The sequence below is a fragment of the Vibrio splendidus genome (assembly GCF_002873455.1).
Taxonomy (GTDB): Bacteria; Pseudomonadota; Gammaproteobacteria; order Enterobacterales; family Vibrionaceae; genus Vibrio; species Vibrio splendidus_J.
This window is the reverse complement of the sequence record NZ_MCUN01000006.1, coordinates 119,199-134,961: the sequence shown is the minus strand read 5'-3', so window position 1 is coordinate 134,961 and position 15,763 is coordinate 119,199. Positions and strand designations below refer to the sequence as shown.

Genomic DNA, 15,763 nt, shown 5'->3' with positions numbered 1-15,763 from the left:
AGTTTTTTATGTGATCTGAACAAAATTTGTTGAAGTTTTAATCTCAATCCTTACAATCCGCGCAAACGATTAAATGCTGTATATATCTAGTGATATGGACTAGATGTTTCTACTACCGAGCCTACCTTGGTGACTACAGTTTTTAGTGTAGAGACTCCTCTATTCTCACAGCATTTGAATCTCAAATTTCTTAATTTATTACATAGGTTTTGTTGTGAATATCGACTCCACCCTGAAAGCCCAGAAGTCTTCTGGCTCGCTTGACTCCTTGTTTAAAATCACCGAAAGAAAGACCACGATCAGCACTGAGCTATACGCAGGGTTTATTACCTTCCTAGCGATGAGTTATATCTTGGCAGTTAACCCAGCAATTTTGGGTGGCATTCCGGGGATGGATAAAGGGGCAGTATTTACGGCAACCGCTTTGTCTGCGGCTATCGCAACGCTTATCATGGGCATTTGGGGCAACTACCCAGTGATGCTGGCGCCAGGTATGAGCATGAATGGCTTCTTCAAAGGCCTACTGTTAAGTGGTTCAGTCGCAGTACTTTGGAATGAAGCGCTATTTGGCATCTTCCTATCGGGTATTCTTTATCTTGCTTTCTCATTGACCAATATTCGTAAGTCGATGATTGAATCGATTCCTGAAGATTTGAAGTTGGCGATTACTGTGTCTCTCGGCTTATTCATTGCTTTCTTAGGACTTAAGAATGCAGGCATCATCGTGTCTAACCCGTTTGTACTGGTTGGCTTAGGTGACATCTCAGATCCGAAAGTGCTCATCGCTTACGTGAGCATCTTTATCGCATTGGGCTGTATGGTTCGTGACATTAAGCTGGCAACGTTTATCTCGTTTGTTTCGGCGATTGCATTGACGATTCTGGCTGATGTGTTCTTAGGTACATCAAACGCACCAATCCCAGACCAATTCATTTCTATGCCACCAAGCATGGCGGGCAGCTTCGGCGCGATCTTTGATTTCTCAGCTTTCACCCCTGAGAAAATGTTCGACCTATTGTTCATCGTCCTCATTTTCCTGATTGTCGATTTCTTCGATGGCTTAAGCACGATTGTTGGTGTTGGTCGTGATGCGGGTATCATCGACAAAGATGGCAAGGTACCAAACGCAAAATCAGCTTTGGTTGCTGATGCTGGAGGTACGGTAATTGGTTCGATTTTAGGTACTACATCGATTACCGCTTTCTCTGAATCGGGTATTGCTTCTTCTCAAGGTGCGAAAACAGGTTTGGCGGCAGTTATGGTGGCGGGCTTATTCCTAGTGTCTCTATTCCTATACCCAATATTCTCTATCTTCTCAGCGGCAATGGTCGCGCCTGCTATGGTTGTGGTAGGCATCTACATGGTGGGTCGTCTTGGTCAGATTAACTGGGAAAAGAAAGAGTCACGCATTGCAGCTTTCTTCACCATCATGTTCACAGTGCTAAGCTTCTCACCAGCAAACGGCATGGCGATGGGCTTCATCAGTTACGCATTCACTATGGTTGTGGCAGGTAAGCGCAAAGAAGTACACCCGCTTATCTACGGCCTGTGTGTGGTGTTCTTAACTTACCTAATACTGCTATAAGCCTAATGGCGAAATAACGTTTGTTAAGTAGCAGTCGTTAAGTAAAAGATAAATAGATGGCTCTGCAGTGAATGTGGGGCCATTTTTGTATCTGTTGTTTCTTACCTTTGCTTCTTCCTGGTGGTTACCGATGAATTGATAGCGTTATCCCCAAGTCGATGCTTTGACAGTACGCGACTTATATTGATGCATGCTATTGTAGAGACTGGATTAATTATTTTTTGAAGAGTGACTATGCCTTCTAACTTGCCTAAATCTTTTAGTAAGCCGTTTTTAAAAGTATTCCATATTATGGAAGCGGTATTGCTGGTGGCGATCACACTGGCGACCTTGTTTGCGATGGTCGAAGAGTTCATGCATGTCTTCGCTGAACGCCGAGTGCAATTGACCGACATTCTGCTGATGTTTATCTATTTAGAAGTGTTGGCGATGGTTCAGCAGTTTGTGATGAACGGTAAGATCCCAGTGCGATACCCCATTTACATTGCGATGATGGCAATTGCTCGTTACATCACCTTAGGTATGAAAGAGTTAGATGCAGTACTTATCGTTTGGTTGTCGGTCGCTGCCTTTATCTTAGCCGCAGCCACACTGTTAATTCGAGTAGGGCATCATTACTGGCCATATGTCGATCTAAGAACCAAGCAGCCGGATGAGTAAATTTTTTGAGATCAAAGTCTTACAAATGAAGCCTTGTGACCTCGCTGGGCTTTAATTAAAGCCAACCGAACAAAAAAACATCAATTATTTTCAAATAAAGCTTTACAACCTGGCCCAGATCACCAAGAATGGCGTCGCTCTGTTTTCAGAGTTATTAAATGAAACATCAGTTGTAAAGTAAAACCCTTAGTATTGCTTCATTGTTATTCTCAGTGTTTCCCTTGGCTTCATAGATACATTAAATAATTCAAGCTTTCAGCGCATCGCACTTTTGGCGATTAATTTTTTATTTTTATATAAGGGACACATCATGTCTAACAAAACAAACGGCGTAGTAAAATGGTTTAACGAAGAGAAAGGTTTCGGTTTCCTAACTCAAGACAACGGCGGCGCTGACGTATTCGTACACTTCCGTGCAATCGCTTCTGAAGGTTTCAAGACTCTTAAAGAAGGCCAACAAGTGTCTTTCGAAGTAGAGCAAGGCCAAAAAGGTCTTCAAGCTGCAAACGTTGTAGCTCTATAAGATTTTAAGTCGACGCAGGTTGCATTAGCAACTTGCGTCACTTTCCCGCTTAAATCTTTCCCCTCTAGTTTCACCTGTAATATCCCCCTCAAAATATTCTAAAATCCTTTGTTACATCCTCTTTTCTGTTCTATCTATAGCTGTATCTATCTCTTGCTCCAAACAAATCTCCTGCATAACAACTTGCTCACTTACTCATCCTGATTGGCATTATTGTATCCATAAAAAAAGCCCCTAAAACTAGGAGCTTATCTTGATCTACTCAACACTGTCAGTTAATCAACACTGATTCAGCTAATGGCTATTCAGCGTGTTACTGACAAACTGTTATTCAATGTTCTGGATCTGAATGTCGATTGAGATATTAAAGTAATTTAAAAACAGAGACTTGTGGTTTTAATTAGCTCTTAATCTTATTGATGACCACCAATTTAACCACCAGCGGTTCACTTCCTAGATACGAGCCTATTAGGCTATGAATTACCTTACCTCAACCCCTTGCTTGACGCAAAGTATCAGCTTTGAGTATCTCTTCTACAGTTACGTGATAGTTATTCATATCTTTATGGATGCTATAGTATCCATAAATCACAAAATAACACTATAATAGACATTATTGTATCCATAAAGGCTGTGTATGAACTTTTCACTTTTAGATGATACCGATGTAAGCCAAGCTTTTGCTACTCATATGAGAGGCTTACGCAAACAAGCGAAGCTATCGCGAGAGGCACTAGCCCAGCGCAGTTGCGTACCTGCTTCAACCATAAAAAAGTTTGAACTCACCGGACAAATATCATTTCGTCAGCTGCTGCTTTTGTGGCAGTCGTTGGATTCACTAGACCGACTTTATCAACTGACACAAACAACGGCTGACCGCAGTGCTTTACCGACCAGTATAGAAGAGGTGCTTAAAGATGAGCTTTAAATCCATTCAAAAGTTGAATGTGGAGCGCACTCTCACAACAGGCGAAACGGTATCTGTGGGTATATTAGCGCAAAACCGTCAAGGTGTTTTCTTTCAGTACGATGAAGGTTATCTAAGCACGTTTGGCAATTTATCCCCTTTTACGCTTCAAGGAGATGTGCGATTACAGCAAGCACCGAAAGGACCACACCAAGGCATTCACGGTGTTTTTGGTGATAGTCTTCCCGATGGTTGGGGTTTGTTATTGCAAGATCGTGTATTCCGCCAACAAGGTATTTTGCCAGCACAAGTAACAGCAATGGACAGGCTGGCTTTTGTTGGCCAGCAAGGAATGGGGGCATTGTCTTTTACCCCTGTATCAGAGCTCTCATTAGAAAATCGTTCAGATATTGATTTGGAAACACTTGGGCTTGAAGCCCAAACCTTGTTTGACCAGGCTCTATCTGACGATTTAGATGGTAGCACTCAGCAAGTGTTAGCAACCTTGGTGGCCGTCGGCAGCTCCGGCGGTGCTCGCCCTAAAGCGCAAATTTATATGCCTGCTGGAGATGCGACGCAATGCCGTACTTATGCACAACCTGGCGATGAAGCATGGTTAGTTAAGTTTACTTCGAAGAACTTGGCACTGGGCCATGAAGAAGGTTTGTGTGAAGCCGTTTATTTGCAAATGGCTGAGCAGGCAAAATGTCAGCCGCCGATGTGGCAGTTAATTGAAGCACCTACAAGTAGCGGTGCTAAAGCATGGCTTGCGTTAAAGCGTTTTGACTATTTACCCGCGCAGGAGAAGGCTGGGCGTTTACATATGCACAGTGCTTGCGGCTTATTGGATGCTGATTTTCGAAGCCCGAGCTTAGACTACAGCGACCTGATTAAGGCCAGTCGTCAACTGTGTAAATCACCCGCTGCCGGGCAACTTCAGTTTCGCCGCGCAATGTTTAACTTGTTTGCTGCTAACCAAGACGATCACAGTAAAAACTGGGGCTTTTTACAAGCCGATGATGGCAGTTGGCAACTCGCACCATTTTACGATGTAACGTTTAGCCCTCACCCTTTTAACGAGCATGCGACTGCTTTTGCCGGGTACGGAAAAACGCCACCACTCAAAGTGATGCAAAAGCTAGCGGCTAGTGCAGGCTTTGCTAATTGGAAGGAAGCACAGCAATGCATTCAAGAGGTCGTTGATGCCATTAGTCAGTTTAGGCAGCTTGCTGAGCAACACGGTGTGAGTAAGACTACTGTGTTAGCCATAGAAAAAACACTCGCAGAGCGTAAGCAAGAAAATGCGGCACTTATAGCTTGAGATGGTGTTGGTTTGAGGTGACGTAGCATTAAGAAAAATAAGACGAGTAGATAAAACATGAAACCAGGTCGAAATGAACCTTGCCCTTGTGGCAGTGGTAAAAAGTACAAACGTTGCTGCATGAACACTATTTTTAAGCAACATGCACCTAAGCAACATGCATTAATGTTGGATGATATTGAGCAAGTTGCTTCAATGAACCCTAATTTGTCTTTAGAAGAACTTAATATCGTTGCAGAGCAAAAAATGAAGGCGGCTAATGATCGGCCACATCTTGATTTTTGTGGCCTTTCGCCAACACAAATGAGCAATTGGTTATATGCGCCTTTCAGTGAGTTGAAAGGGGTACTAATACACACGCCAGGTAACCTAATAACCAGTCCAGTGATGCGTTATTTAGCATTGATATTAGAGGAAGGCATGCAAGGCGACGGCTCGTTTAAAGCCACCAGTAAAGGTAACTTGCCGACAAAAATTGTTAAGCAGGCTAGTGAGTTATTGCCAGAGTTTGCAGTATCTCAATTTGAACGACATATCAGCATCAGTGAATATGCAGGCAGTAACGAAGATAAGTTTAATGCCCTACATTACAGCCGAGTGCTGGCAGAGATCGCAGGTATCATCTATCGCAGAAGTGGCCATTATCATGTTAAAAAAACAGCTCAAAAGCAGTACCTAACGCACGGTATTCAAGCGTTCTTTATCCCTATGCTCGAAGCTGCAACCTCTCAGTACAATTGGGGTTACCTAGATGGATGGGAGCACGATATTGATCTAAGAACCTTCTGGCTATTTATGCTGTGGCGCTTGCAAAGTCATGGTGATACAAAGCAGTTGATTGAAGAGGTAATGACCGCATTCCCAGACTTACTGCTGAAATGCCCTGAAGATGAGTACTCGTCCCCAAGTCAGCTACTAGGCACAATGATTGAATCGCGCTTTATTAAACGCTTTCTGGAGTTTTGGGGCTTTGTGACGGTTGCGCCAATGAGGCATGTTAATGAGCTTAGAGCGTCGGATAAAGTAGAAGTGCAGCCATTGATGAAGCAAGTTTTCCAATTCGATGTTTAGCGTGAATTAGAAGCTCAGGGTTAGGCCTTTCAGCTTGAGAGTTTGCCAGGTTGTTTCGAGAATGAGAGTAATCGTACATAGGTTTATTTGTTTGATGACTGCTTCATAACATCAATGAATCAAGTTGTTTTAGTCTAGTTTTAGCTTTCAAGCTTATGATAAGTATAAATTTAAATTTGCTTGATCGTTGCTTGATAGCTTTCTTAGACTTGGCTTTGTATATAGCTTGCGCGAACCTATAAGTAAAACCAATACAGATATATTTCATCTTCCTGGATAAACCGACAACCAGGAGAATATGATGGAAATTATTCAAAGCCGCAGTGACCGCTTTCTTCGACTAAACGATGTGATGGAAACAACGACACTCTGCCGTAGCAGTATTTACAACCTGATTAAAGCTGGCGATTTCCCTAGTAACTACACCATTATGGGCAAGCGAAAAGCCTGGCTAGAAAGTGAAGTGCAAGCATGGTTGCTAGCGAGAGTCAGTGCTTCTTGTTTGAGGTAGTAGCTAGATAAGAACCATCGCTAATCTATAGTTGTTTAGCGATGGTTTTCCATGACTCATATGGTGCATTTATGGGAGCTATTTAATGTCGTGATTCTAAAGTTTAGCTATAAGAAATCACCTCAATTTTTCATATCTGTCATCAATGAGCTTCTTGATCACATCGCTAATATTCGAATCATCCTGCTCCACCAGCCATGTCAGCCGAGTTTTAGTACGGTCTGTCATAGAAACACTGTAAGGGCGTTTGCCTTTTGTTTTTTCTCGAAACTTCTTCTGATTCCAAGAGGCTTTCATTTTCCTGATGGTTAGTTCTGTTTCCAATGGATACATCAATAGGTGATAGTCAAAATATGCGACTAGTGCATGATAGCTTTCACTTTCTGATATGGGGTCCCAAGGTAAAGAAAATCTGATTGTGTTCTTAGACAGATAGTCAATGCATGACTCAATCTGGTTAGGGTTCTTCTGGTCAAACCATTTGACTAACTTACGATGATGCTGTGAGGAGTAGCACATTTGCCAAAGATCATTAACTAAGTTAATCAAGTATTCTTGGCTCTCTAGATTGATGTTACTTCTTAGAAATATATCTCTTATCAATTGGTATCTTGATTTAAATTCTGTAAGGGATCTCAAGCTGTCACGTGGGATATTTAACTTCAATGGAATAGGGTTTCTCTGATAATCTCGAGCTCTTGGCAAACGTCGCATATTTCTATTGTGGAAGGGGGAAAAATTATACTTATCTTCGTCTGATTTTTCTCTACGTGAGTTTTGTAGTAAAAAAGTCAGAACAAACCCGCACATTCTATAGCTTGTCTTTAGATGTGAAAAATCGTCATCATGTAACCGTTCAGCGTGAAAGAAATTATTCTCAATTTCTTTCAATGGTACTTCCGCATGAATTTGCTTTTCTATCTTTTCAACAGATTCATTTAGGACTTTGTTAGCTCTCTTTAGCGTTTTACAGTCATCAATTAAGTTTTTTATTCCTCCTTCACTTTCGTACCTGCTATCTAGTTCTAATGCATAGAACATAGCTTCTATCCACGAGTTAACATGTAACAACTCTTCTGTATCCACTTAGTAAACCCTTAAAATTACATATGTTTTTATAATGTTTTTATTGTGATTTAATGTCAAATAACATTTAATTTAATATTGATTACACAGTAATTTTTTAGTGTTTTGTTGTTGTTTATTTTTTTGATGAGATATTGAGCTATCAAGGGTTAAAGCGATTTTTTCCCTTGGAAGGGAATAACTTGAGAGTGAATTTCATACTTTGTGCGACAGATGGGGTGTTGTCAGAACTGGTTTGTGACCTAGTAACAAGCCAATTTTAAGTGACGGTATGGTTAGTATATGTAGGTAAAGGAACCACCTCGGAGGGCTATACCTACCTTAAGTAGGTTAGGTCATAAGGTAAAAAAATATGTGAGAAGAGAATCCTGTAGATGAACAACACAGGAATCAATCTCATGAAGAAATCTACCTACCAAGGACTACCAACATTAGGCTCATCCTATGAGCTTAATAACGATTACCTAGAAGTTATCCGTGTACCAATGGATAATGCTATGGATGAATACCCGAGGGTTTTTGCTATTAGGTTTGACCTTCGTCAACCCAAAGGTGATTTGATTGACTGTCTTAGCCGTGATGAAATCTTGGGTAATGATGCTTTAGGCATTCAACGTACAGATTTAGCTACTCGATTTGTTCAGTCGTTCAAGGCCAAAATTAAGGCGCATGAACGAAGGTGTCACCGAAAAGGGGTAAGAGTGTATCCTTGTACCGTTAGGTTCGTGTGGGTTAGAGAGCGTGATAAATCGGAACATGACCACTATCACTTTGTCTTATTCCTGAATGAAGATCGTTTTGGGAGGCTGGGCAATACTACAAGAGCAGGCTCTCTAGCATGGACTATCACTAGTGCTTGGGCCAGTGCATTGAATTGTGATGTTGGCACTATCCGCCGTCTTGTACACTTCCCTGACAATGCTTGTTATCTCCTAGATCGAAAGAGCAATGATATTATTCAAGAATTTAAAGACTTATTTCATAGGCTTAGCTATTTTGCCAAGTATGCCACGAAGCATTATGATGAAGGTCATCGCTGTATAGGCCGAAGTAACCGTTAGATGTAACTAGGGTATTTAGAATGCAAAAAAATAAAGGGGAGTGAATCCCCTTAACCTTTGTGACGATGTTGTAAGTCCCATACACGCCACTGACTGGCTTGAATGTGCGCACAAGCGTCACGTTTAAGCTGAATCAATGTGAAGGTGCTTGAGAACATGTCACCGTCTAGACAGTAGCTACAGAACTGATGGCAGTTTTCATTTAGCAGGGAATAGTCTGTTTGTACACCTAGCATGGCTTCTGCCATTTGAGCACAAGACTCACTCCCAACGGCACTGCCTTGTGCATTGCAACTGATATAAATGGAAATGGCTGTGGTGTCTGCTAGAAACTGACGAATCGATACGGCTTCGATAAGACCTTCCCTATTGCGATGGATGATATGTCCATCTCCCACGTAGACACCTGAATGTTCAGCAGAGCCAAATGCGAGATCGCAATACACAATGCTGCCTCTTTCTGGAGCCTGAGTCGTATGAAAGAGATTGTCGGCAAGACTTCTCCCTAATTGAGTTAGCCCTAGGGCTCCTAGTACTTTTAGTGGATTCATTATGAGCCTGTAATAAAAAAGCCCTGAGTTCTGATCTCAGGGCTTATGGTATGAACGTGAAACTTTTATTGGATTTGGCATTTCAGATCGTTGAGGTAGATAAGATCATCACTGCCAAAGTTAAGCCGCTGGCTCCAGTGTTTCAGTGTTTGTTTTAATAGATAGTACGTTTCAGCTTGCTGGTCTTTGTATAGAAGGTTTAAAGACTTAAATAGGTCAAACTCGCAGCTTAATGTTTTATCATCAGAAAATTGAGCAGAGAAGCCATTGTATAGAAAGTGACTTTGCTCATTATCATCAACACTCCATTGGTAAATCTCATCGACGCTTACAGGGGTGATAAATTGAGAGCGGCGATCTTTTAGCTGAGCGAGAGATCCATCAATTCCGCCTGGATACTTTTCTTGTAACTCTTGCTGAGCTCGCTTGCTTCTTTCTAAAAGGTTTTCGAAGCGTTTCTTATCAAAGTATCCCGTTGCTTCATCATATTGCTCTTGATAGCTAGCTTGGTTATCAGCTAGCTTTTTGATTTTCTTGTATTCACTTGAATTTCTCTGAGCGAGTTTGTCTGCACTCTTGTTCAGTTCAGCCGATAATAGGTTGGAGAACTTCTGTGAAGGTATATCCATATTACAACGGTATTCAATCACTGTTCTGTCACGATTATCTTCAAATGTTTGCCATTCGACCTCATTACAAACCCTACGATGATTGAAAGCTTGGTTGATAGTCAGTGACGGCTCATATTGAGTCAGTTGATTTTCTCCGTTTATATGGCTGAAAGGCTGTTGCTGTAGAGAGTCGGCTCCATTGTCACCGCAGCCGAAGAGTAAAAGTGTAGTGGTAAGAGCGCTGATTGAAGTAACGGTACGAGTTGGTACTGACATTGTTTTATCCTTAAATGAAGGAGTGGTTGATTCCCCCTAATAGCTGACTATCGTTTTAGTTGTCTTTATCCCATAGTCAGTAGCAGGTGATTTATTACCCGGTTAATTTACAAGGAGGGGGGAAGTTGCGGTGATGGTGTTTGATGCTTCTTTTAATCAGCAACGACTTTATAAAGAATCCAGGCCAAAATAGGGTCAATTGCCAGTCCGAGTAAAAGCCACCAACCAAAGCTGCGACCATTACTCTTCGCGTACAGCGCCAGTATAAAAGCGAAAAAGACCCATAAAAGCACTAATATCATAATTTATTCTCCTGTTTGAATTGCTTGCACCGATACGGGTGCCATTTAAATAGTACATTAAACATAATCTATCTGCACCCATAATGGTGCAGGTGTATTTGTGAACAAGATTGAGAAAAACATTACTGGAAATCAAATCCGCAATATCAGATTGTCTCAGCAGCTCTCTCAGCAAGATGTTGAACGAATGTGTAGTCTCAAAGGGTTTGATATGACAAGAAGCAAATTAGCGAAGGTTGAGTCTGGCATGGTCCGTGTGACGGATGAGATGCTAAAGAATCTTGCGGACATACTGAATGTTGGTGTCGAAGAGTTCTTCTATTAATCTCTGGTCTCAATGTTTATAAGGGATCGTCGCTCCCGCCCCCTCACGAAATGTTCATTCTTAAAGTTCAAGAGAAACAAAATCTTGATCGACTTCATCTTGAGTGATGCCGATATAGCGAAGCGTGACGCCCTCAGATGTGTGACGAAGCATTTTCATGACACGGCCTATATCCTTTGTGGATTGGTAAAGAAAGTAGCCTCGCGTCTTTCTCATCGAGTGAGTACCTAAAGCGATATTCAGCTCTTGGCCTACTTGCTGAAATGCCATTGACACAGCGCGTCGCGAGATTGGCTGGGGTGGTTTGTTTTTCAGCTGTTGGCATCGGTGGGATTGAAACAAGTAAACGTGGTCGGGATGTTGCTCTCTCAATCTAGCAATGTACTGCTGCGCTTTGGTATTGAGTTGAATGTTGGCCAGCTTGCCCGTTTTACTTTCACGAATAATGAGTCGGTCCTGATGAATGTCTTCAAATCGAATCGACAACAAATCAGAAATCCGCAGTGCTAAGTTTAATCCGATATGCCACACATCGGCCATTTGTGGATGACAACGAATACTCAATAGATGACCAACCATACGTATCGTATCATCGTCTTTGATTGCTTGGACCTCAGCCATAGTCTGCTTCCTTTTTTGTCTGTAGTCAGGTGTTTTGGGAAGCACAGAGCCGATGATATTAAAGAACCCTTACTGTATAAGGGATGGAAGCTTCCCGTTTTAACAATATGGGAAGCAGGCTCGTTTTGGCTCTGTGCTAGTGCTAGTGGTTGTGTAGTGTTTGTGACGTGAAAGGTAACGGGATGATGTGTCTAACTACACTCGACTTGGATTTGGTCGTAGGCGTCCATCGACATGTAGCTAAGAAAGTTTCCTTCCCATAGCTCGTAGAGTTCCGTCATTGTTGGTAAGCGAATGCTTTGCCATCCCGCATAACGCGAAAAGACCACTGAGTTTCCGATATCAAAATCAATATCTCTATCTAGCTCTGGGTAAGCACCACCGCAATAACTGAAGTCGGTGATGTAAAGGATGGTGTAGTGATTCTCTGAAACCTGGCTTAAAGCAATTTCAACAGGATGATAACCACCATTTTCAGCGCTGTAGATTTTATCTCTAAAGTTCACAATGATGCTCTGCTTACCTCGACTGTCGGAGTGTTGGCTAAGTACATGGTTTAAGCAGCTATGAAGCTTTTGGGAAATAGGTAAACATGAAGGGCTGAAAGTAACGGTTGATGAATGAGAGTTTGACATAGTCGGTCCTTGTTTTTAAATATGAGATTACTTGATGGTCGTTGCAGCGAAGTAATCAAAGCTTTGCTGGTGGAAGGTGTTGGTTAACGCATGTTGCCAAGAATGAAAGAGTTCGATGACTTGTGGCTGATTGAGGTCGCATCGCTCGATATCTGGTTGATAGAACCATTGATGGCTGAAGTTGAAATAAAGCTCTACTTCCAACTGCTCATCCTCATCGGAAGGAAAAGAGAAACTGGTCATCGTCGCAATTTTCCAAGCTTCTTCTGGAGACTCTCTGAACAAGTGCACTTCCAATGGATGTGGACCTGATCTATGCGTTAGGTAGGATGAGTGTCTAAAGTTAAGGGCAATACGTTCAGTAGTCTCAGGAATAGTGCACAAACTAATAGACGCTTCTAGATAGCGTAGAAGCAGTTGTGATAATGATGCGTAGCGACAAGGCAATAAGACGGTCTTCATACCCACCCCTTTTCTGCAAATGACACACAATTCTCACCCACAACGATGTGGTCCAATACTCGGATATCCACCAGCGTTAGTGTATCCACTAGCCTCCGCGTAATGCGTCTATCAGCCTGAGAGGGCTCGGCAATGCCTGAAGGATGGTTGTGAGCAAAAACCACCGCAGCAGCATTGTGGTTTAGTGCAGCCTTGAGTACTTCACGTGGATAGACTGAGGCCGCATCAATGGTGCCAAAGAACAGTTCTTCAAAACTGATCAACTGATGTTGGTTATCAAGAAACATCACAGCAAATACTTCTCGGTCGTGAGCCCCTAACTTGATCTTTAAGTACTCTTTAACATTGGTGGGGTTAGTGAAGGTGCCTTCTCGTTTGTATTTTGCAGCCAGTGCTTCGGCTGCACGTTCTAGCAGTTCATTCAACTCTGAGGTTTTAAATGGGTAGTCGTGTTGGTTGTTAGAGTTACGCATAAGAGCTCCTTGGATCATCTGTTTGGTTATGCGTACTGATGAAATATATCTGAGAGCGTTTTGAATCGGGGCGTGAAGAGGGGGAATTTCCAGAGACAGGTAAAAAATAACTCTCTTGCCGTTGTTATGTAGCAATCGCAATAAAGCGACGAATGAATAATCAACACAATCAGCTGGTGCAAAGGATGTATCGGCTTTTTAGTCTCTGGAGAGTATAAAAATGAAAAAAGAAATTTATGTAGAAGCAGCCACCGCTGAGAAGCGAAGAGGACGATTCTCTGCTGGGGTAGGGCTGGTTGTATTCGATGACTATGAAAGAATAGCGGGTGAAGACTGGTTGTTCCTTGATAGCATCATAGACCGTAATTACGCAGACTTATCAGCACTTGCTTTTGGGCTGGAGCGTGCTTGTGATGGCGATATTATTTATTCAAGCAGTGACTATTGCGTTGATGGTTTTAATGACTGGCTTGATGGTTGGAAACGTCGAAATTGGCGTAAAGCAAATAAAAAGCCGATAGCTCATCAAGACCTTTGGGAGCTAGTGGATAAACGAAGTGTAAACAAGCAAGTTGAGGTGAGAAAAGTCGCTGCTTGCTCCGCAGGAAAAGATGCCGCTTATAGATACGCTCTTGCAGCGGTGAATCGTCAATTGTAATAAGAATGAATCACTTGTTGGCACAGCCAGCAAGTGATTCTTGTTTGTGTGCTGTCCTAATATGTCTGTTTGGCCATTTCCTCATAGTAGGTTAGCTAGGTAAAAGTAAAAAATAACGCAGAGGCCTTTGTTATGAATTGAACTACATAACAAGGTTTCAAAATGAAATTTCTTAAATTACAACAAGTCATGGATAAAACAACACTCTGTCGAAGCAGCATCTACAACTTGATTAAGGCTGGTGAATTTCCTAAAAATGTAACCGTGATGGGCAAGCGTAAAGCTTGGTTGGAAAGTGAGGTAGAAGATTGGATGATGGAGAAGGTCGAGTCCGAGCAGCATCGACCATTGAATTTAGTATGAGGTGAGACTTTAGTTATTAACTTATATCTTAGTTATTCAGAATTGTGGATAAACATTGACCTAATCGTAATCCTAGTAATGGTGGCACAGCATTACCCACCTGAGTATATTGTGGTACCTCAAATTTACGCATCTGCCCTCCTGTAGTTGCTTTTGATCGAAATACAAAATTATCAGGGAAAGACTGAATTCTAGCCATTTCTCGGACAGTTAATACTCTGAGTTCATGTTCGTCATAATGACAAGCATCATCAGGGATAGACAAGGTGGCTGGTGCTGGTGCATTTGCTATTAAAGCTTTTTGTGTTTGTTTCTTTGTAGGGTGTGCTTGAAGGTATTCAATAAACTTCTGTTTAGAATGAAATAGAGATAGTTTACCGTCAGCAATAAGATATTCGTGCTTGCGACAGGCATCCCAAGCCGAATCTGACAAATCTGATTTAATACCTTTTAAAACAGAAAATACAGCTTTAGTGACCGTACGTTCATCAATCGTTTGAAGTATTTGATATAGCCTAAAGCGACGCTTAACTATCTCTCCATTTTTACGAAAGTCATGATTTGATAAAGACTCTCTTTCAGGTAGAATTTTGAATGTTGAATTTAAATTCTTTATATACTCCGAAGCTTCTGATGAGCTGCCTTGCTTTAAATCATCTATTGCATCTTTAACGGTAGCGCTTTCCCCATTGACTAAGTTAGACAAAAATGATTTTTCAAATAGCTCGCGATGGGCAGGTTTAGTTGCGTCAAAGTAGTCAAGAAGGCCAAATGGTAATGAATCACCTGACTTTTGCACCAACTTATAGAACTGAAGTGAAGGTGCAAATAGCTGCCTATTAGTACTTTCAGCATCAAATCGTCGAGCTATTTCCTCATAGTGTGAAAGCCGAACAGCAATCATAATAAATCGAGGGCGGTTTTGTGCAATTCCAGTTAAACGAGCGTTAACATGTAAGCAAAGGGGGACATAGCCAATAGAGGCAAATGCTTTTGCAACTTCATACCATGCATGAAAGCTGTTGCCATGCTCGTCATGAAAAGGGCGTAAAATGCCTGTTACATTCTCAAGCATAGCTATTTTAGGTTGAGTATGTTGCACAAACTTTGCAAACTCCCAAGGTAAGATATTTTTATCACAATCACGCTGGCGTAGCCCTGCCATACTAAAACTTTGACACGGTGGACCTCCAGAAACTAAATCAAGACCTCCAGATGAGCCAAAGGCCGTACTTAATTTTGTAACTAGATCGTTGTTAGAGTCCAAAAGGTTGTTTAATTCAACAATACTTCCTACTACTAACTTACCTTGTAGATCTTTAGAACTCTTGGGTAGGTCAGTGTAGCCAGGTGAGCCATAAGCCGGGAATGTGAATGGGTTTTCACGTAAACGAGGTTTTAATGCTGGGAAGTTACTGTTTAACCAAAGTGTGTTTTTTGCCTTTAGTTTTTTGTTTGCAAGCTCTTCTAAGTTTTCATCAAAGAAGTTGTATGCAAAGGACTCTGCTGCCATTGGTGAAAGCTCATTAGCCAAGATCAACTTAAAGCCACTTTGTTCTAAGCCTAGAGAAAGACCTCCACAACCAGAAAATAACTCAATATGGTTCACATACAACTCCAAAACTATAATACCCAAAGAATTCTAGTGAAAGATAGGGGGAAAGTCCAGGTTTGATTTACGCACTTAAGTATTGCTGAGTGTTACTATTGTTGTAACACATTGTTATTTAGTTGCTTTAACGCTCATAACCTTCTTATATT

Annotated in this window: 20 protein-coding genes and 1 riboswitch; of the genes, 11 read left to right on the top strand and 9 right to left on the bottom strand. The window is 41.7% G+C overall.

The annotated features are described in order from the left end of the window. Positions 1-56: 56 nt before the first annotated feature. Positions 57-156, top strand: a riboswitch (purine riboswitch). 58 nt (positions 157-214) lie between these two features. The 7 genes from BCU75_RS03880 to BCU75_RS03850 all read left to right on the top strand — a co-directional run bounded on the left by BCU75_RS03880 (position 215) and on the right by BCU75_RS03850 (position 6,578). Continuing rightward, positions 215-1,585: an NCS2 family permease gene (locus BCU75_RS03880; RefSeq protein WP_102472975.1), complete on the top strand. Its 1,371-nt coding sequence runs from the start codon at positions 215-217 to the stop codon at positions 1,583-1,585. A gap of 234 nt (positions 1,586-1,819) precedes the next feature. Then, positions 1,820-2,245 carry a phosphate-starvation-inducible protein PsiE gene (locus BCU75_RS03875; RefSeq protein WP_102472974.1) on the top strand — a complete coding sequence of 142 codons (426 nt, stop codon included), beginning with the start codon at positions 1,820-1,822 and terminating at the stop codon, positions 2,243-2,245. A 310-nt stretch (positions 2,246-2,555) separates the two neighbouring features. Continuing rightward, a complete protein-coding gene (gene cspE / locus BCU75_RS03870) occupies positions 2,556-2,768 on the top strand; it encodes a transcription antiterminator/RNA stability regulator CspE (protein WP_004735656.1) in 213 nt (70 codons plus the stop codon). A gap of 637 nt (positions 2,769-3,405) precedes the next feature. Beyond that, positions 3,406-3,696: a helix-turn-helix domain-containing protein gene (locus BCU75_RS03865; protein WP_017099541.1), complete on the top strand. Its 291-nt coding sequence runs from the start codon at positions 3,406-3,408 to the stop codon at positions 3,694-3,696. Then, a complete protein-coding gene (locus tag BCU75_RS03860) occupies positions 3,686-4,996 on the top strand; it encodes a type II toxin-antitoxin system HipA family toxin (protein ID WP_069591743.1) in 1,311 nt (436 codons plus the stop codon). The genes BCU75_RS03865 and BCU75_RS03860 overlap by 11 nt, the downstream gene beginning before the upstream one ends. A gap of 57 nt (positions 4,997-5,053) precedes the next feature. After that, positions 5,054-6,067: a YecA family protein gene (locus BCU75_RS03855; RefSeq protein WP_102472973.1), complete on the top strand. Its 1,014-nt coding sequence runs from the start codon at positions 5,054-5,056 to the stop codon at positions 6,065-6,067. A 301-nt stretch (positions 6,068-6,368) separates the two neighbouring features. Then, the gene (locus BCU75_RS03850; RefSeq protein ID WP_017100828.1) at positions 6,369-6,578 is read left to right on the top strand and encodes a helix-turn-helix transcriptional regulator; all 210 of its coding nucleotides are present in this window, start codon (positions 6,369-6,371) and stop codon (positions 6,576-6,578) included. Between the two features lie 117 nt (positions 6,579-6,695). On the opposite strand, the gene BCU75_RS03845 is transcribed toward BCU75_RS03850, so the two are convergent. Then, positions 6,696-7,664, bottom strand: a complete 969-nt coding sequence (locus BCU75_RS03845) for a hypothetical protein (protein ID WP_102472972.1) — start codon at positions 7,662-7,664, stop codon at positions 6,696-6,698. A gap of 398 nt (positions 7,665-8,062) precedes the next feature. Here BCU75_RS03845 and BCU75_RS03840 point away from each other — a divergent pair, with 398 nt between their 5' ends. Beyond that, positions 8,063-8,725 carry an inovirus Gp2 family protein gene (locus BCU75_RS03840; RefSeq protein WP_017100322.1) on the top strand — a complete coding sequence of 221 codons (663 nt, stop codon included), beginning with the start codon at positions 8,063-8,065 and terminating at the stop codon, positions 8,723-8,725. Between the two features lie 50 nt (positions 8,726-8,775). On the opposite strand, the gene BCU75_RS03835 is transcribed toward BCU75_RS03840, so the two are convergent. From BCU75_RS03835 to BCU75_RS24335, 3 genes are all read right to left on the bottom strand, one after another. Continuing rightward, positions 8,776-9,276 carry a lecithin retinol acyltransferase family protein gene (locus BCU75_RS03835; RefSeq protein WP_102472971.1) on the bottom strand — a complete coding sequence of 167 codons (501 nt, stop codon included), beginning with the start codon at positions 9,274-9,276 and terminating at the stop codon, positions 8,776-8,778. A 65-nt stretch (positions 9,277-9,341) separates the two neighbouring features. Continuing rightward, positions 9,342-10,163, bottom strand: a complete 822-nt coding sequence (locus BCU75_RS03830) for a hypothetical protein (protein WP_102472970.1) — start codon at positions 10,161-10,163, stop codon at positions 9,342-9,344. A 152-nt stretch (positions 10,164-10,315) separates the two neighbouring features. Beyond that, a complete protein-coding gene (locus BCU75_RS24335; RefSeq protein WP_198593390.1) occupies positions 10,316-10,465 on the bottom strand; it encodes a hypothetical protein in 150 nt (49 codons plus the stop codon). Between the two features lie 100 nt (positions 10,466-10,565). Between BCU75_RS24335 and BCU75_RS03825 the strand changes: the two genes are divergently transcribed. Continuing rightward, positions 10,566-10,790, top strand: coding sequence for a helix-turn-helix domain-containing protein (locus BCU75_RS03825; protein ID WP_102472969.1), 225 nt, complete (start codon positions 10,566-10,568; stop codon positions 10,788-10,790). Positions 10,791-10,850: 60 nt separating this feature from the next. Here the strand turns inward: BCU75_RS03825 and BCU75_RS03820 are convergent, their stop codons facing one another. The 4 genes from BCU75_RS03820 to radC form a co-directional block, all read right to left on the bottom strand. Then, positions 10,851-11,411, bottom strand: coding sequence for a tyrosine-type recombinase/integrase (locus BCU75_RS03820; RefSeq protein ID WP_102472968.1), 561 nt, complete (start codon positions 11,409-11,411; stop codon positions 10,851-10,853). A gap of 191 nt (positions 11,412-11,602) precedes the next feature. Next, the gene (locus BCU75_RS03815; RefSeq protein ID WP_102472967.1) at positions 11,603-12,046 is read right to left on the bottom strand and encodes a DUF2787 domain-containing protein; all 444 of its coding nucleotides are present in this window, start codon (positions 12,044-12,046) and stop codon (positions 11,603-11,605) included. A gap of 27 nt (positions 12,047-12,073) precedes the next feature. Then, positions 12,074-12,508: a DUF2787 family protein gene (locus tag BCU75_RS03810; protein WP_102472966.1), complete on the bottom strand. Its 435-nt coding sequence runs from the start codon at positions 12,506-12,508 to the stop codon at positions 12,074-12,076. Continuing rightward, positions 12,505-12,981, bottom strand: a complete 477-nt coding sequence (gene radC, locus BCU75_RS03805) for a RadC family protein (protein WP_102472965.1) — start codon at positions 12,979-12,981, stop codon at positions 12,505-12,507. Before radC ends, BCU75_RS03810 begins: the two co-directional genes overlap by 4 nt. Positions 12,982-13,201: 220 nt before the next feature. On the opposite strand from radC, the gene BCU75_RS03800 reads away from it, so the two are divergent. Continuing rightward, positions 13,202-13,639: an RNase H family protein gene (locus BCU75_RS03800; RefSeq protein WP_102472964.1), complete on the top strand. Its 438-nt coding sequence runs from the start codon at positions 13,202-13,204 to the stop codon at positions 13,637-13,639. Between the two features lie 162 nt (positions 13,640-13,801). Continuing rightward, positions 13,802-14,002 (top strand): AlpA family phage regulatory protein, encoded by a 201-nt coding sequence (locus tag BCU75_RS03795; RefSeq protein ID WP_102384267.1) that lies wholly within the window; start codon positions 13,802-13,804, stop codon positions 14,000-14,002. Positions 14,003-14,030: 28 nt separating this feature from the next. Here BCU75_RS03795 and BCU75_RS03790 read toward each other — a convergent pair whose 3' ends face one another. After that, a complete protein-coding gene (locus BCU75_RS03790) occupies positions 14,031-15,611 on the bottom strand; it encodes a DNA cytosine methyltransferase (RefSeq protein ID WP_102472963.1) in 1,581 nt (526 codons plus the stop codon). Positions 15,612-15,763: the final 152 nt, after the last annotated feature.